This window comes from Pseudomonas cerasi (genome assembly GCF_900074915.1).
In the GTDB taxonomy this organism is placed as follows: Bacteria; Pseudomonadota; Gammaproteobacteria; order Pseudomonadales; family Pseudomonadaceae; genus Aquipseudomonas; species Aquipseudomonas cerasi.
The window spans coordinates 4,861,066-4,875,146 of record NZ_LT222319.1; the positions used below are offsets into that span (position 1 = coordinate 4,861,066).

Here is a 14,081-nt window from a genome sequence, read left to right on the forward strand (position 1 = left end):
GGGCGCCGAACATATTTCCAGGGCACGCACTGGCGGCCCAAACGGATTCAAGGGGAGCATCAAGATGATCAAACGCAATTTGCTGGTGATGGGCCTGGCTGTTCTGTTGAGTGCCTGTGGCTTCCAGCTGCGTGGCACCGGTACCACCGAGCTGGCGATCAAGGAGCTGGATGTCAGCGCCCGCAACGCCTATGGCGACACCGTGACGCAACTCACTCGCCTGCTGACCAGCTCTGGCGTCAAGGTCTACACGGGCGCGCCTTACAAGCTGATGCTGACCAACGAAGCCGAGACTCAACGCGCCATCAGCTACTCGGGCTCGGGTCGCTCGGCTGAATACCAGCTGACCACCACCCTGACCTATGAAGTGCATGGCGACAAGGATCGCTTCCTGCTTGGCGATAAAGTCACCGCAGACCGTTCCTACGTACACGACGGCAACAACCTGACCGGCTCCGACCAGGAAGCCTCTCAGGTTCGTCAGGAAATGCGCAACGACCTGATCCAGAAACTGATGGCTCGCTTGCAGCAACTGACCCCTTCGCGTCTGGACGAGCTGCAGGCCAAGGCCGACGCGGTTGCCAAGGCCGAAGCCGACGCACTCGAGGCTGCTCAGCGAATCCGCGACGAGACGCCTCAGCAGTCGCCTGTCGAAGTTCCAGCCAGATAAGTGTTCGGGGCCGGCTTTCCGGCCCCGACATGCTCTGACTCATGAAACTCGCCCCCGCCCAACTCGGCAAGCACTTGCAAGGCACACTTGCGCCCGTCTATGTGATCAGCGGTGACGATCCGCTGCTCTGTCAGGAAGCGGCTGACGCCATTCGCGCGGCCGCACGCCAGCGGGGCTTCGATGAGCGCCAGGTGTTCAGCGCCGACGCCAGCTTCGACTGGGGCACATTGCTCCAGGCGGGTGCCAGCATGTCGCTGTTTGCCGAGCGCCGTCTCCTGGAGTTGCGTCTGCCCTCCGGCAAGCCCGGCGACAAGGGTGCTGCGGCGCTCATGGAATATTGCGCCAGACCTGCCGAAGACACCCTGCTGCTGATCAGCCTGCCCAAGCTCGATGGCAGTGCGCAGAAAACCAAATGGGGCAAGGCTCTGGTTGAGGGTGCGCAAACCCAGTTCGTGCAAATCTGGCCGGTGGACATCGGCCAGCTGCCGCAATGGATTCGCCAGCGCCTGTCGCAGGCGGGTCTGGCAGCGACTCAGGACGCCGTCGAACTGATCGCGGCCCGTGTCGAAGGCAACCTGCTGGCCGCCGCGCAGGAAATCGAAAAGCTCAAGCTGATGGCCGAAGAAGGCCAGATCACCGTCGAGACTGTGCAGGCGGCGGTGGCCGACAGTGCCCGCTTCGACGTATTTGGCCTGACCGATGCCGTGCTCAATGGCGAAGCTGCCCATGCCCTGCGCATGCTCGAAGGACTACGTGGCGAAGGGGTCGAGACGCCCGTGATTCTCTGGGCATTGACCCGTGAACTGCGCGCCCTGGCCAATATGTCGCAACAGTTCAGTCAGGGCGTGCCGCTGGACAAGGTCTTCAGCTCGGCACGCCCGCCGATCTGGGACAAGCGCAAGCCACTGATGAGCAAAGCCCTGCAACGCCATTCGGCAAAACGCTGGAGCCAGTTGCTCATGGATGCGCAACGCATCGATGCGCAGATCAAAGGCCAGGCAGCAGGCTCGCCCTGGAGCAGCCTGAGCAGGCTGGCGCTGCTGATGGCGGGGCAACGGCTGGCACTGCCTGCGGAGTGAGCTGTCATGTCCGAGCTTGTTCAAGAGTTACTCGAAGTAATCCTTCGTGCGATCTGCTATCCCGTTGGCTGGCCCATCGTGCGACTGTTGTCACGCGGTAGATATCCATCCAGAGGGTCGTGGTTTTCAAACACCGCAGAAGCAAACTGGACGGTAGCAACAGGGCTCGCAATTCTGGCGATCACCATGATGGCGTTGCTTCATCAATTCGATATGCCCTGATCGGCCTGCATTTTATACCCTCGTTATTACACAGCGGCCAAGCGCGCTTTTCAGCACCATACACATATCTCGTGGGAGCGAGCTTGCTCGCGAAGAGGTCAGTGCAGCCCCTGAAACTCGAGCGTTCGGACGATTGCCTTCGTGAGCAAGCTCGCTCCCACAGGTATTGCATTCAAGTCCACCTCCCGCGTCATAGCACACGACTATTAGACACAACCGCCAATCTGCCCGATTATTTGCATCGCTTTACAACACCCATCAGGAGCACCCGCCATGAGCAAGCCAAAGCGGCCGAACAAGGCCAAATCCATCATCGCCCAGCCCTTGTTCCGCAGTCGTCAGGAACAACCCGCCAAGGGCAAAGGCAGCTACCGCCGCGAAGCCTTCCAGTCTAAAAGCTGGGAGGCTTCCTGCTTTATGGCAGCCTGATATCGAGCAACATTTCCGGGGCGCTTTCAACCGCTTAGCCGTGTTATGGTCTGCACCTAACGGTAATACCCTTGGACTCAAGCATGCCTTCTCGTTTTACCCATCGCCCGCAGCTGCGCCAACTCATCGCTGCCTCCAGTCTTGTTGCCCTGGTAGCCTGCGCAGAAAAACCCACTGCAGCCGATGCCACGCCTCTTCAATCCGGCAAGGTGCAGACAAACGCTCCTGCCGTGGCGCCTACGCCAGCGCTGGTCGTTGATGACAACCTCACGATTCAGCCCGCCGTCAGCTTCAGCGAATGGCAGGCCGGCTTTCGTGCCCAGGCGTTGAAGGCAGGTATCCGTGCGGACGTATTCGATCTGGCATTTGCCGGCGTCACCCCCGACATGAGCGTGGTCAAGGCCGACCGCAGTCAGCCTGAATTCAGCCGCCCGGTCTGGGAATACCTCGACGGTGCCATCTCTGCCGTACGTGTGCGCAAGGGTCAGGCGCTGCTTTCGCAGTATGCCGACGACCTGCAGAAGATCGAGCAGCAGTACGGCGTGGATCGTCAGGCGCTGGTCGCGGTATGGGGCATGGAAAGTAACTTCGGCTCGTTCCAGGGCACGCAATCTGTCATTCGCTCACTGGCAACGCTGGCCTACGAAGGCCGTCGTCCAGGTTTTGCACAGAGCCAATTGCTGGCCGCGCTGGAAATCATCCAGCATGGCGACATCACACCGGACAAGATGCTGGGTTCGTGGGCAGGTGCGATGGGCCAGACCCAGTTCATCCCGACCACCTACAACACCCATGCCGTGGATTTTGACGGCGATGGCCGCCGCGATATCTGGAACACCCCTGCCGATGCCCTGGCCTCCACCGCACACTACCTGCAAAGCTCCGGCTGGCAGCGTGGTCAGCCCTGGGGCTTTGAAGTGGTGCTCGGCTCGGGATTCGATTACTCGCTGGCCGACTCGACGACCCGCAAGAGTCTCGCTGAATGGCAGCAACTGGGCCTGAAACAACCGGACGGCTCAGCCATTCCGGTCGCCGCCAGCCAGCAGCAAGCCACCTTGTTGTTGCCAGCCGGTTATCGCGGGCCAGCCTTTCTGGTGCTGGACAACTTCCGCGCGATTCTCAAGTACAACAACTCGACCTCCTACGCGTTGGCGATCAGCCTGCTTTCCGATCGCTTCAAGGGCGCGGGTTATGTAGTGGGCAGCTGGCCACGCGGAGACCTGCCGCTGAGCCGCTCAGAGCGCATTGAGTTGCAAACCCTGCTCTCGGCACGCCAGTACGACGCAGGCGCGCCAGACGGCATTATCGGCGCTAACACACGCAAGGCTATCCGCAGTGCGCAGCAATCGTTCGGCTGGCCAGCCGATGGTTACCCGACACATGAATTGCTGGAGAACCTGCGCAAGCCTGTCGGGCAGTAATCAGGAGGACGCGGAGCGTCCAGAACGGCATGCCCACGCGGAGCGTTGGCACGATAATCAACCGCAAACAAAAAGGGCCAGGTATCGCTACCTGGCCCTTCCTGTTTTTGCAGCGTGCTGTCAGAGCATTGCCTTGGCGATCTTGGCCTGCTCGTCGGCGTGGTACGAAGAGCGTACCAGTGGCCCGGACGCGACGTTCTTGAAGCCCATCTTGTAGCCTTCTTCGGCGAACCAGGCAAAGGTGTCCGGGTGGACAAAGCGCTGCACGGGCAAGTGATTGCGCGAAGGCTGCAGGTATTGACCCAGAGTGAGCATGTCGATGTCGTGCTCACGCATGCGCTGCATGACCTCGATGACCTCTTCGTCAGTCTCGCCCAGCCCCAGCATCAGACCGGACTTGGTCGGTACGTGCGGGACCATCTGCTTGAAGCGCTGCAGCAGGGTCAGCGACCACTGGTAGTCCGAACCCGGACGCGCAGCCTTGTACAGACGCGGCACGGTTTCCAGGTTGTGGTTGAACACATCCGGCGGCTCGGCGGCGGTGATTTCCAGCGCAACGTCCATCCGGCCACGGTAATCCGGCACCAGCGTTTCGAGCTGTACGCCCGGCGACAGCAGGCGGATTTCACGGATGCAGTCGGCGAAGTGCTGAGCGCCGCCGTCACGCAAGTCGTCACGGTCCACCGAGGTGATGACCACGTACTTCAGGCGCAGGTCGGCAATCGCGATGGCGAGGCTCTTCGGTTCGTTGACGTCGAGCGGCTTCGGACGGCCGTGGCCCACGTCACAGAACGGGCAGCGACGGGTGCAGATGTCGCCCATGATCATGAACGTGGCAGTGCCACCGGAGAAGCACTCGCCCAGGTTGGGGCAGGACGCCTCTTCACAGACGCTGTGCAGCTTGTGCTTGCGCAGCAATTGCTTGATGCGGTCGACTTCCGGAGAAACCGGGATGCGCACGCGAATCCAGTCGGGCTTCTTCGGCAGATCTACCGTCGGGATGATCTTGACCGGGATGCGCGCAACCTTTTCCGCTCCGCGAAGCTTGACGCCCGCTTCGACTTTCGGACGGGCCACTCGCTCGGAAACATCCAGCGTCGGGATCAGGGTTTGCACGGTGTCAGTCATAATGGTTTATTCCGCCCGTAAGGGTCGCCTGCTCAGCGTAGTCGAGGTGTTTGACGAGCTGCGCACGCAGTCGGGCACTTACCTCGGAAAATTCTATCTGCCCTGCCTGATCGCTCAGTTGGGTCATGGCCAGCCCCGCGTATCCGCAAGGGTTGATGCGACGGAACGGCTCAAGGTCCATGTCGACGTTCAACGCCAGGCCATGAAACGAACAGCCGTTGCGAATGCGTAGACCGAGTGACGCGACTTTCGCGCCATCAACGTATACGCCAGGGGCATCAGCCTTGGCTGCTGCCTTGACGCCGTAGTCGGCGAGCAAGGCGATGAGGGTGTTCTCGATCCGGGTGACCAGATCACGAACGCCGAAACCAAGGCGCCTGACGTCCAGCATCAGATAAGCCACCAGTTGGCCCGGGCCATGATAAGTCACTTGGCCGCCACGATCGACCTGTACGACAGGAATATTACCCGGCAGCAGCAAATGCTCGGGCTTGCCGGACTGTCCCTGGGTGAAAACCGGCGGATGCTGGACCAGCCAGACTTCATCGGCAGCCTCGCGGCCACGCTCGTCGGTAAAGCGCTTCATGGCGTGCCAGGCGGTTTCGTAATCGATCAGGCCCAGATCACGAAAACCCAGCGTACCCGCCATCAGAGCACCATGTGCACGAAACCCGTAGCGCGCAAGGCACTATTGATATCGCGCAACTGGTCTTCGCCGGTAGCAACAATGTGCAATTGCACAGTGGTGTATTTGCCGTTGCTGCTCTGCCGCTCGGCGAGCGTCTTGAGGTCGACCGTGGCGTGCTTCTTAAGCACTTCCATCACGGCCGCCGTAAAGTCCACACTGGTGTCACCGATCACCTTGATCGGATAGTCATTGCAGGGAAATTCGATTTTGTGCGACTTGATGTCGGTATCGGTCATGGCAGTAAAGGTCTCACAAGCCGTGACGACGGACACGCGGCCCGCTCAGATCATGAGCAGGCCGCGAGAAGGTCGGCATTGGTTACTGGATCAGTTGAACAAGCCGCAGAAGAACAGGCGGATGCTATCCCACACGCGGCGGAAAATACCACCTTCCTCAACCGCATCAAGGGCAATCAGATTGGCGGTGTGAACCACCTGATCGTCTTTCTTGACCTCGACCTTGCCGATCACGTCGCCCTTGGCGATTGGCGCAACCAGTTGCGGGTTCATGGTCATGCTGGCAGACAGCTTCTTCATGTCGCCTTTTGGCATGGTCATGCTCAGATCTTCAGCCAGACCGGCCTTGACCTGACGCTCTGTACCTTTCCAGACCGTGGCCTGAGCCAGCTCAGTGCCCTTCTGGTAGAAGTTCTGGGTTTCGAAGAAACGGAAGCCATAGGTCAGCAGCTTCTGGGTTTCAGCTGCACGGGCCTGTTCGCTGTTGGTACCGAACACCACGGCGATCAGACGCATGCCGTCACGCACTGCCGAAGAGACCATGCAATAGCCGGCTTCATCGGTGTGGCCGGTTTTCAGACCGTCAACGGTCTTGTCGCGCCACAGCAGCAGGTTGCGGTTAGGCTGCTTGATGCCGTTCCAGAAGAACTCCTTCTGCGAGTAGATCGCATAGTGAGCCGGGTCTTCGTGGATGATTGCGCGCGCCAGGATCGCCATGTCGTGAGCCGACGAGTAGTGCTCAGGGTTCGGCAGACCGGTCGGGTTCATGAAGTGGCTGTTGGTCATGCCCAGATCGGCAGCAGTTTTGTTCATCATGTCGGCAAAGGCATCTTCGCTGCCGGCAATGTGCTCGGAGATCGCGACGCTGGCGTCGTTGCCCGACTGAATGATGATGCCGTGCAGCAGGTCGCTGACCGTGACCTGGCTGCCGACCTTGATGAACATCCGCGAACCGCCTGTGCGCCAGGCGTTTTCACTGATCGTCACCGGATCGTTTTCGCCGATCTGGCCGCGACGGATTTCCAGGGTCGCGATGTAGGCGGTCATCAGCTTGGTCAGACTGGCAGGAGCCAGACGCTGATCACCGTTGTTCTCGACCAGGACGTTGCCGCTGGTCGCATCCATCAGCACGTAGGCCTTGGCCGCCAGTTGCGGTGCAGCAGGCGTCATCTGCTCTGCCGCCCACACAGTCGGGGTGATAATCAGTGGAACAAGCAGGCACAAACGTTTTGCAAAGGTGGTGATGTTCATCCGTCTCTCGAGAATCCTAATGGGCAAACATGCCCTTGCGGGCAAAACTGAACAGACCGGCGAAGCGAAACGCCTCGGTACGGCTCGTGGCGCCAGGCTGTAACCCTGGCTGACAAAGTCGCCTGTTCGACACACGACCTTGTGGGCAGTTACCTGCAACGCTTGCCCTGAAAGCAAATCTGCGCCGCCTGCGACTGCATACCGTCCCCCATTGTTGCCGGGGAACGATTGTCGAAAAAACTTACTGATCCGATGTCACTACGCTCGGCTGACCCAGATTGGCCGACCTGACGCTGTTTTGCAGCTGCTGGGCTTCACCCTGCGTGTCGATCGGTCCCATCCGCACTCGATAGAGCGTTTGCTGATTGCGCGCTATCGAGCTGACGAACACCGGCGCTCGAACCATCCCGCTCAATTTCGACCTCAGGAGTTCCGCAGCGTCCGGATTGGCGAAGGCTCCCACCTGGAGAAACAGCCCAGCGGCTTGTCCTGAAGCGTTTTTTTTTGCGTCAACCTGCAACGGCACGACAGGTGCGGCGTACTGCTGAGGGGGTGGCGTGTACTGCTCGACGGTGCCGGTCGAAGTGGACAGCGCAGGCGGCGTCGCCTGGGCAACGACCTGCGGCTGATTGAGCATCAGCGGCGCCGGACGACCACGTTGCGCCCACCATTCCTGCGGGTCGATCCCTTCTACCTTGACGCGTGCAGTGCCGGTTTCGGCGTAGCCGAGCTTTTTGGCGGCCGCATACGAAAGGTCGATGATACGGTCGGAATAGAACGGCCCGCGATCGTTGACGCGCAGGATCACCGTACGATTGTTGTCCAGGTTAGTCACTTTGACATAGCTGGGCAGCGGCAGGGTCTTGTGCGCGGCACTCATGCCGTACAGGTCGTACACCTCGCCATTGGCGGTGTTCTGGCCATGGAACTTGGTGCCGTACCAGGAGGCGGTGCCCGAAGCGACGTAACGCTTGGCATCGCTCATCGGGAAGTAGGTCTTGCCCAGCACGGTGTACGGATTGGCCTTGTAGGCCCCGGTGTGCAGGGTCGGCGTTGCATCAGGGATACGCGAGACATCCACATCCCACCACGGCGCGCCGTCCTTGTGGGCCCGGTTGATATCCAGCCCCGGCATCGAGCGCACGACTGCACCGCCTTTTGGCGACTGCGACGACGTTGTGCGTGACGGAGACGAGCAGCTGGCAACCAGCACTGCCAGGCCGGTCAGCGCCAGAAGCTTGAATGATTGAAGAATTGGCGATGCCCGCATTACTTGACGCCTCGAGCTTGAACCAACGATTCAGACAGCTGATATACGGCCATGGCGTACATCACACTGCGGTTATAACGGGTAATTGCATAAAAATTGTTCAAACCCAGCCAGTATTCAGGACCATTGTCGCCTTCCAGACGAAACGCCGTCACCGGCATATCGTCGCGCAGCGCATCATGACTCGCCCAGCCCAGCTGTCGCAACTCCCCGACCGACATTACCGGATCAAGCGCAGGGCTCAACCCCTCGTCAACCCGGTCGCCACGCGCTGTGGCACGACTGACCACCGGCTGCCCGGCCACCCAGCCATGACGTTTGAAATAGCTGGCGACACTGCCGATTGCATCGTCCGGGTCGGTCCAGATATTGATGTGGCCGTCGCCGTCGAAATCCACTGCATAGGCGCGGAAACTGCTCGGCATGAACTGCGGCAGCCCCATTGCCCCGGCATACGAGCCCTTGAGGGTCAGTGGATCGACCTGCTGCTCGCGAGCCAGCAGCAGAAACTCGCGCAACTCCTTGCGGAAAAACTGGGCGCGTGGCGGGTAATCGAAGCCAAGCGTCGACAGTGCGTCGATGACCCGATAGTTACCGGTATTGCGGCCGAAAAAGGTTTCTACACCAATGATCGACACGATGATCTGCGCCGGCACGCCGTATTCCTGCTCGGCACGCGCCAGGGCCGCCTCATGCTGACGCCAGAAGTCGACACCGCGAGCAATGCGCGTGTCGGTGATGAACATCGGCCGATACTCTTTCCACTGCTTGACCCGTTCGGCCGGGCGGGAAATGGCATCGAGAATGGCCTGCTTGCGCTCGACCTCCCGAAACAGACTCATCAACTGCTCACCGGCAAAACCATGATCGCGGGTCAGTTCACCGACGAATTCCGCCACCTGGGGCGAACCTTCATAGTCGCCCGCCAGTGCCTCTTGCACCGAGCCAAGGATGCCCACCAGACCGACCACCGGAGCATATCGAGCCCAGTTACGCATTGCTTGCATTGAATAGTTCACCTTAATCAAACCTGAGCGATCCATTTACGATGTGTATGGATCGACATCAAAACCCCAAACGCTGACAGTAGGGTCACGAGCGAAGTTCCGCCGTAGCTAATGAAGGGCAACGGCACCCCCACCACTGGCAGCAGGCCACTGACCATACCGATGTTGACGAAAACGTAAACAAAAAACGTCATGGTCAACGCGCCAGCCAGCAGTTTGCCGAATAATGTCTGCGCCTGTGCAGTGATCACAAGCCCGCGACCGATCAGCAGCATATAGATGATCAGCAGCGCACAGATGCCTACCAGGCCGAATTCTTCACCCAGTACTGCAATGATGAAGTCGGTATGGCTTTCCGGCAGAAAGTCGAGGTGCGACTGGGTGCCGAGCAGCCAGCCCTTGCCGAACACACCGCCCGAACCGATGGCAGCCTTTGATTGAATGATGTTCCAGCCGGTCCCCAGCGGATCGCTTTCGGGGTCCAGAAACGTCAGTACGCGCTGCTTCTGGTAGTCATGCATGAAGAAGAACCACATGGCCACCGCCGCCGGTACGGCCGCCGCCAATACGCTGATGATCCAGCGCCAGCGCAAACCGGCCATGAACAGCACAAAGGCACCCGAGGCCAGAATCAGCAGCGACGTCCCCAGGTCAGGCTGGCGAACGATCAGAATGAACGGCACACCGACCAGGGCGAGACTGACCGCCACATGCTTCAAATGCGGGGGCAGCGTGCGCTTGGACAGGTACCAGGCGATGGTCGCCGGCATGATGATCTTGAGAAACTCCGAAGGCTGGAAGCGGATCACCCCGGGAATGTTGATCCAGCGCGTCGCGCCCATGGCGTTGTGGCCCATGACATCCACCACTACCAGCAGCAGGACACCGATGACATACAGTACCGGCACCCAGCGCGCCATGAAGCGCGGCTCCAGCTGGGCGATCACCACCATCGCCACCAGACCGATACCGAACGAACTGGCCTGCTTGATCAGCAGATCCCAGTTCTTGCCGCTAGCCGAATACAGCACGAACAGGCTGCCCGCCGCCAGCGTCAGCAGCAGGATCAGCAATGGACCATCGATATGAATGCGCTGCAGAAAGGTAGCGCGGCGACGCATCACGTCTTCACTGGACAGGATGCGGTCGAAATTACTCTTCACGGGCCGCAGCCTCCAGATTCAGGGAACCGGCGTACTCGGGTTTGAGATGGCCGTTTTCGTCGAGCAGCCAGGCGTCCAGGACCTGACGCACGACGGGTGCAGCAACGCCGGAACCGGATTCGCCGTTCTCGACCATCACTGCAACAACGATTTTCGGGTTGTCGGCCGGGGCGAAGCCGACGAACAAGGCGTGGTCGCGATGACGTTCCTGCACCTTGGTGCGGTCGTATTTCTCGCCCTGCTTGATGGCCACCACCTGGGCCGTACCACTCTTGCCGGCGATCCGGTACTGCGCACCGATGGCGGCCTTGCGCGCCGTACCGCGCGCGCCGTGCATCACTTCCTGCATGCCGTGGTTGACGCGCTCCCAGTTGGCCGGATCGCGCAGCACGATGTTCGGCATCGGGTTTTCATCCACAGGCGCCTTGCCTTCAATGGTTCTGGCCAGATGCGGACGGTTCCACACCCCCTTGTTGGCCACCAGCGCGGTCGCCTGGGCCAGTTGCAACGGCGTTGCCTGCATGTAGCCCTGACCGATCCCGAGGATCAGCGTCTCGCCGGGGAACCAAGCCTGACGACGCGTGGCGCGCTTCCATTCACGGGAAGGCATCAGGCCGGGAGATTCTTCGAACATGTCCAGCGAGACCTTCTGCCCGATACCGAACTTGTTCATATAGGCAGCGAGCCGATCAATGCCCACCTTGTGCGCCAGATCGTAGAAGTACGTATCATTTGAACGCATGATCGCCGTGTCCAGATCAACCCAACCGTCGCCGGTGCGGTTCCAGTTGCGGTACTTGTGATCGTAATTGGGCAATTGGTAATAGCCCGGATCAAATACCCGCGAGCCAGGCGTCACCGCACCGGTATCCAGCCCGGCAATCGCCACCGCAGGCTTGATGGTCGAGCCCGGCGGGTAAAGCCCTCGCAGGATGCGGTTGAACAGCGGCCGGTCGATGGAATCGCGCAGTTCGGCATAGGCCTTGAAGCTGATGCCGGTGACAAACAGGTTCGGATCGAAGCTCGGCGCACTGACCATCGCCAGCACTTCACCGGTAGCCGGATCCAGTGCGACGACCGCGCCACGACGACCGCCCAGCGCGGCTTCGGCAGCCTCCTGAAGGTTGATGTCCAGGCTCAGGACGATGTCCTTGCCGGGGATCGGGTCGGTGCGCTTGAGCACACGCAGTACGCGACCACGGGCGTTGGTCTCGACCTCTTCGTAGCCGACCTGACCATGCAGCTCGGGCTCGTAAAAGCGCTCGATACCGGTCTTGCCGATGTGGTGCGTGCCGCTGTAATTGATCGGGTCGAGGCTCTTGAGCTCTTTCTCGTTGATCCGTCCCATGTAGCCGACCGAGTGGGCAAAGTGCGGCCCTTGCGGATAATGCCTGACCAGTTGCGCAACCACTTCGACGCCCGGCAGGCGGAACTGGTTAACGGCGATCAGGGCGATCTGCTCTTCGCTCAGCTCGAACAGGATGGGCACCGGCTCGAACGGCCGACGCCCCTGCTTCATGCGCTTTTCGAAGATGATGCGATCGTCAGGGGTGAGCTGCAGGATCTCGACAATGGTGTCGAGCACGCTGGACCACTCGCCTGCGCGTTCACGGGTCATGCTGAGACTGAAACTGGGCCGGTTATCGGCGACCACAACGCCATTGCGATCGTAGATCAGCCCACGGCTGGGTGGAATCGGCTGAACGTGAACGCGGTTGTTTTCCGAAAGCGTGGAGTGATACTCGTACTGGATGACCTGCAGGTAATACAACCGGGCAATCAGCACGCACACCAGCAACACCACCGCCACGGCACCGAACACGACCCTGCCGCGCACCAGGCGTGCGTCCTTTTCGTGGTCTTTGAGGCGGATCGGTTGAGACATTTAGGCCGTATTCACAGTAAAGACGATGCTACTTGTGATAAGGGTGCCCGGACAGGACCGTCCAGGCGCGATACATCTGCTCGCCGATCAGGATGCGCACCAACGGGTGCGGCAGGGTCAGCGGCGACAGAGACCAGCGTTGTTCACTGCGGGCACAGACTTCAGGTGCCAGCCCCTCGGGGCCGCCGACCATCAGGTTGACCGTGCGTGCATCGAGACGCCAGCGATCGAGTTCGACCGCCAACTGTTCGGTGCTCCACGGTTTGCCATGCACTTCCAGCGTGACAATCCGCTCGCCCGGCTGCACTTTTGCCAGCATCGCCTCGCCTTCCTGACGGATAAAGCGTGCGACGTCGGCGTTTTTGCCCCGGGTATTGAGCGGAATTTCCACCAGTTCCAGCGCAAGCTCGGAGGGCATCCGCTTGGCATACTCGTGCCAACCTTCTTCCACCCACTTGGGCATGCGCGAACCCACAGCGATCAGACGCAGACGCACATCAAAGCCTTATTCGTTGCCTGGTGTGTGGTGCGCAGCGCTGGCAGCACGGCTTTGCTCTGCACCCTGCCACAAGCGCTCAAGGTCGTAGAACTGGCGTGCGGCAGCGGTCATCACGTGGACGATCACATCACCAAGGTCCAGCAGGACCCAGTCGCTGTCGCCCTTGCCTTCTTCGCTCAGGGACTTCAGGCCGGCAGCCTTGACCTTGTCACGGACGTTATCGACCAGTGCGTTCAACTGACGGTTGGACGTACCGGTGCAGATCAGCATGTAGTCGGCGATGCTGGTCTTGTCGCGCACGTCGATGGTCAGGATGTCTGCACCCTTGACCTCTTCAAGGGCTGCAATCGCAACATTGATGACTTCTTCACTGCTCATTTTTTGCTTTGTCATATAAAACTCATTCAGCTCGTATGTGTGGGACCGTCCAGACGCTTGTCGATCAAAGCAGTTTCAGGACGACCCATCAGTGTTCGGCGCGCGGTAAAGTCCGCGTGCATCGATATAGGCCAGTACCGCGTCTGGCACCAGAAAACGTACCGACTTACCGCTGGCCAGCAGTTGACGGATCTGGGTGGCAGACACCGATAAAGGCGTCTGCCAGACGAATGTAATCTGTCCACCCGGCCCTTTCAGGGCCTTGGGATCGCTGACTGCGCGGGCCGCCAGCAGATTGCGCATGGCATCCGGCGACTCGCTGTCCGCATCCGGGCGTTGCAGCACCACGATATGGCAGTGCTCCAGCAGTTCTTCCCATCTGTGCCAGGTCGGCAGCCCGCAAAAGGCATCCCAACCGAGCAACAGGAACAACTGGTCCCGAGGCGCCAGTTCGGCGCGCATCGATTCCAGTGTGTCGAGGGTGTACGACGGTTTGTCACGCTTCAGTTCACGGTCATCCACCGTCAGGGGCGACACACCCGCAACGGCGCTTTGAACCATCGCCAGACGATCCTCTGCGGTGACGCTCGGCATGTCACGATGCGGAGGCCTGGCGCTGGGCGTCAGGCGCAACTCATCGAGTTCCAGCAATTCGGCCACTTCGAGCGCACCGCGCAAATGACCGATATGAACCGGGTCGAACGTGCCCCCAAGCATGCCGATACGTCTGGGCAGCGCGGTCATGGGGCTATTCA

Annotated in this window: 16 protein-coding genes; 5 read left to right on the plus strand and 11 right to left on the minus strand. The window is 60.3% G+C overall.

Features of this window, described 5'->3' with window-relative positions; genetic code table 11:
• The first annotated feature begins 64 nt into the window (after positions 1 to 64).
• The 5 genes from PCPL58_RS24020 (at position 65) to PCPL58_RS24035 (ending at position 3,821) form a co-directional block, all read left to right on the plus strand.
• Positions 65 to 670 carry an LPS-assembly lipoprotein LptE gene (locus PCPL58_RS24020; RefSeq protein ID WP_065350608.1) on the plus strand — a complete coding sequence of 202 codons (606 nt, stop codon included), beginning with the start codon at positions 65 to 67 and terminating at the stop codon, positions 668 to 670.
• Between the two features lie 41 nt (positions 671 to 711).
• A complete protein-coding gene (gene holA / locus PCPL58_RS24025) occupies positions 712 to 1,749 on the plus strand; it encodes a DNA polymerase III subunit delta (RefSeq protein ID WP_065350609.1) in 1,038 nt (345 codons plus the stop codon).
• A 6-nt stretch (positions 1,750 to 1,755) separates the two neighbouring features.
• Entirely contained in the window at positions 1,756 to 1,971 is a 216-nt protein-coding gene (locus PCPL58_RS32240) for a hypothetical protein (protein WP_080336603.1), read from the plus strand.
• 273 nt (positions 1,972 to 2,244) lie between these two features.
• Positions 2,245 to 2,400 (plus strand): alternative ribosome rescue factor ArfA, encoded by a 156-nt coding sequence (gene arfA, locus PCPL58_RS24030; protein WP_002555325.1) that lies wholly within the window; start codon positions 2,245 to 2,247, stop codon positions 2,398 to 2,400.
• A gap of 83 nt (positions 2,401 to 2,483) precedes the next feature.
• The gene (locus PCPL58_RS24035; protein WP_065350610.1) at positions 2,484 to 3,821 is read left to right on the plus strand and encodes a lytic murein transglycosylase; all 1,338 of its coding nucleotides are present in this window, start codon (positions 2,484 to 2,486) and stop codon (positions 3,819 to 3,821) included.
• Between the two features lie 120 nt (positions 3,822 to 3,941).
• Here PCPL58_RS24035 and lipA read toward each other — a convergent pair whose 3' ends face one another.
• The 11 genes from lipA to nadD form a co-directional block, all read right to left on the minus strand.
• On the minus strand, positions 3,942 to 4,949 hold the full coding sequence (gene lipA, locus PCPL58_RS24040; protein WP_002555327.1) for a lipoyl synthase: 1,008 nt from the start codon (positions 4,947 to 4,949) through the stop codon (positions 3,942 to 3,944).
• A complete protein-coding gene (gene lipB, locus PCPL58_RS24045) occupies positions 4,942 to 5,598 on the minus strand; it encodes a lipoyl(octanoyl) transferase LipB (protein WP_003368798.1) in 657 nt (218 codons plus the stop codon). The genes lipA and lipB overlap by 8 nt, the downstream gene beginning before the upstream one ends.
• Positions 5,598 to 5,873 carry a DUF493 domain-containing protein gene (locus tag PCPL58_RS24050; RefSeq protein ID WP_065350611.1) on the minus strand — a complete coding sequence of 92 codons (276 nt, stop codon included), beginning with the start codon at positions 5,871 to 5,873 and terminating at the stop codon, positions 5,598 to 5,600. Before PCPL58_RS24050 ends, lipB begins: the two co-directional genes overlap by 1 nt.
• 90 nt (positions 5,874 to 5,963) lie before the next feature.
• On the minus strand, positions 5,964 to 7,124 hold the full coding sequence (locus PCPL58_RS24055) for a D-alanyl-D-alanine carboxypeptidase family protein (RefSeq protein ID WP_065350612.1): 1,161 nt from the start codon (positions 7,122 to 7,124) through the stop codon (positions 5,964 to 5,966).
• A 241-nt stretch (positions 7,125 to 7,365) separates the two neighbouring features.
• Positions 7,366 to 8,394 carry a septal ring lytic transglycosylase RlpA family protein gene (locus tag PCPL58_RS24060; RefSeq protein WP_065350613.1) on the minus strand — a complete coding sequence of 343 codons (1,029 nt, stop codon included), beginning with the start codon at positions 8,392 to 8,394 and terminating at the stop codon, positions 7,366 to 7,368.
• Positions 8,394 to 9,401 carry a lytic murein transglycosylase B gene (gene mltB, locus PCPL58_RS24065; RefSeq protein WP_002555333.1) on the minus strand — a complete coding sequence of 336 codons (1,008 nt, stop codon included), beginning with the start codon at positions 9,399 to 9,401 and terminating at the stop codon, positions 8,394 to 8,396. The genes PCPL58_RS24060 and mltB overlap by 1 nt, the downstream gene beginning before the upstream one ends.
• A gap of 17 nt (positions 9,402 to 9,418) precedes the next feature.
• Complete coding sequence (gene rodA, locus PCPL58_RS24070) at positions 9,419 to 10,522, minus strand: rod shape-determining protein RodA (RefSeq protein ID WP_003368803.1); 1,104 nt, start codon at positions 10,520 to 10,522, stop codon at positions 9,419 to 9,421.
• Positions 10,523 to 10,553: 31 nt separating this feature from the next.
• Positions 10,554 to 12,449, minus strand: coding sequence for a penicillin-binding protein 2 (mrdA, locus tag PCPL58_RS24075; RefSeq protein ID WP_003431692.1), 1,896 nt, complete (start codon positions 12,447 to 12,449; stop codon positions 10,554 to 10,556).
• A 28-nt stretch (positions 12,450 to 12,477) separates the two neighbouring features.
• Positions 12,478 to 12,945 carry a 23S rRNA (pseudouridine(1915)-N(3))-methyltransferase RlmH gene (rlmH, locus tag PCPL58_RS24080; RefSeq protein WP_002555336.1) on the minus strand — a complete coding sequence of 156 codons (468 nt, stop codon included), beginning with the start codon at positions 12,943 to 12,945 and terminating at the stop codon, positions 12,478 to 12,480.
• A gap of 9 nt (positions 12,946 to 12,954) precedes the next feature.
• The gene (gene rsfS, locus PCPL58_RS24085) at positions 12,955 to 13,341 is read right to left on the minus strand and encodes a ribosome silencing factor (RefSeq protein ID WP_002555337.1); all 387 of its coding nucleotides are present in this window, start codon (positions 13,339 to 13,341) and stop codon (positions 12,955 to 12,957) included.
• Between the two features lie 60 nt (positions 13,342 to 13,401).
• A complete protein-coding gene (gene nadD / locus PCPL58_RS24090) occupies positions 13,402 to 14,061 on the minus strand; it encodes a nicotinate-nucleotide adenylyltransferase (RefSeq protein WP_161420682.1) in 660 nt (219 codons plus the stop codon).
• Positions 14,062 to 14,081: the final 20 nt, after the last annotated feature.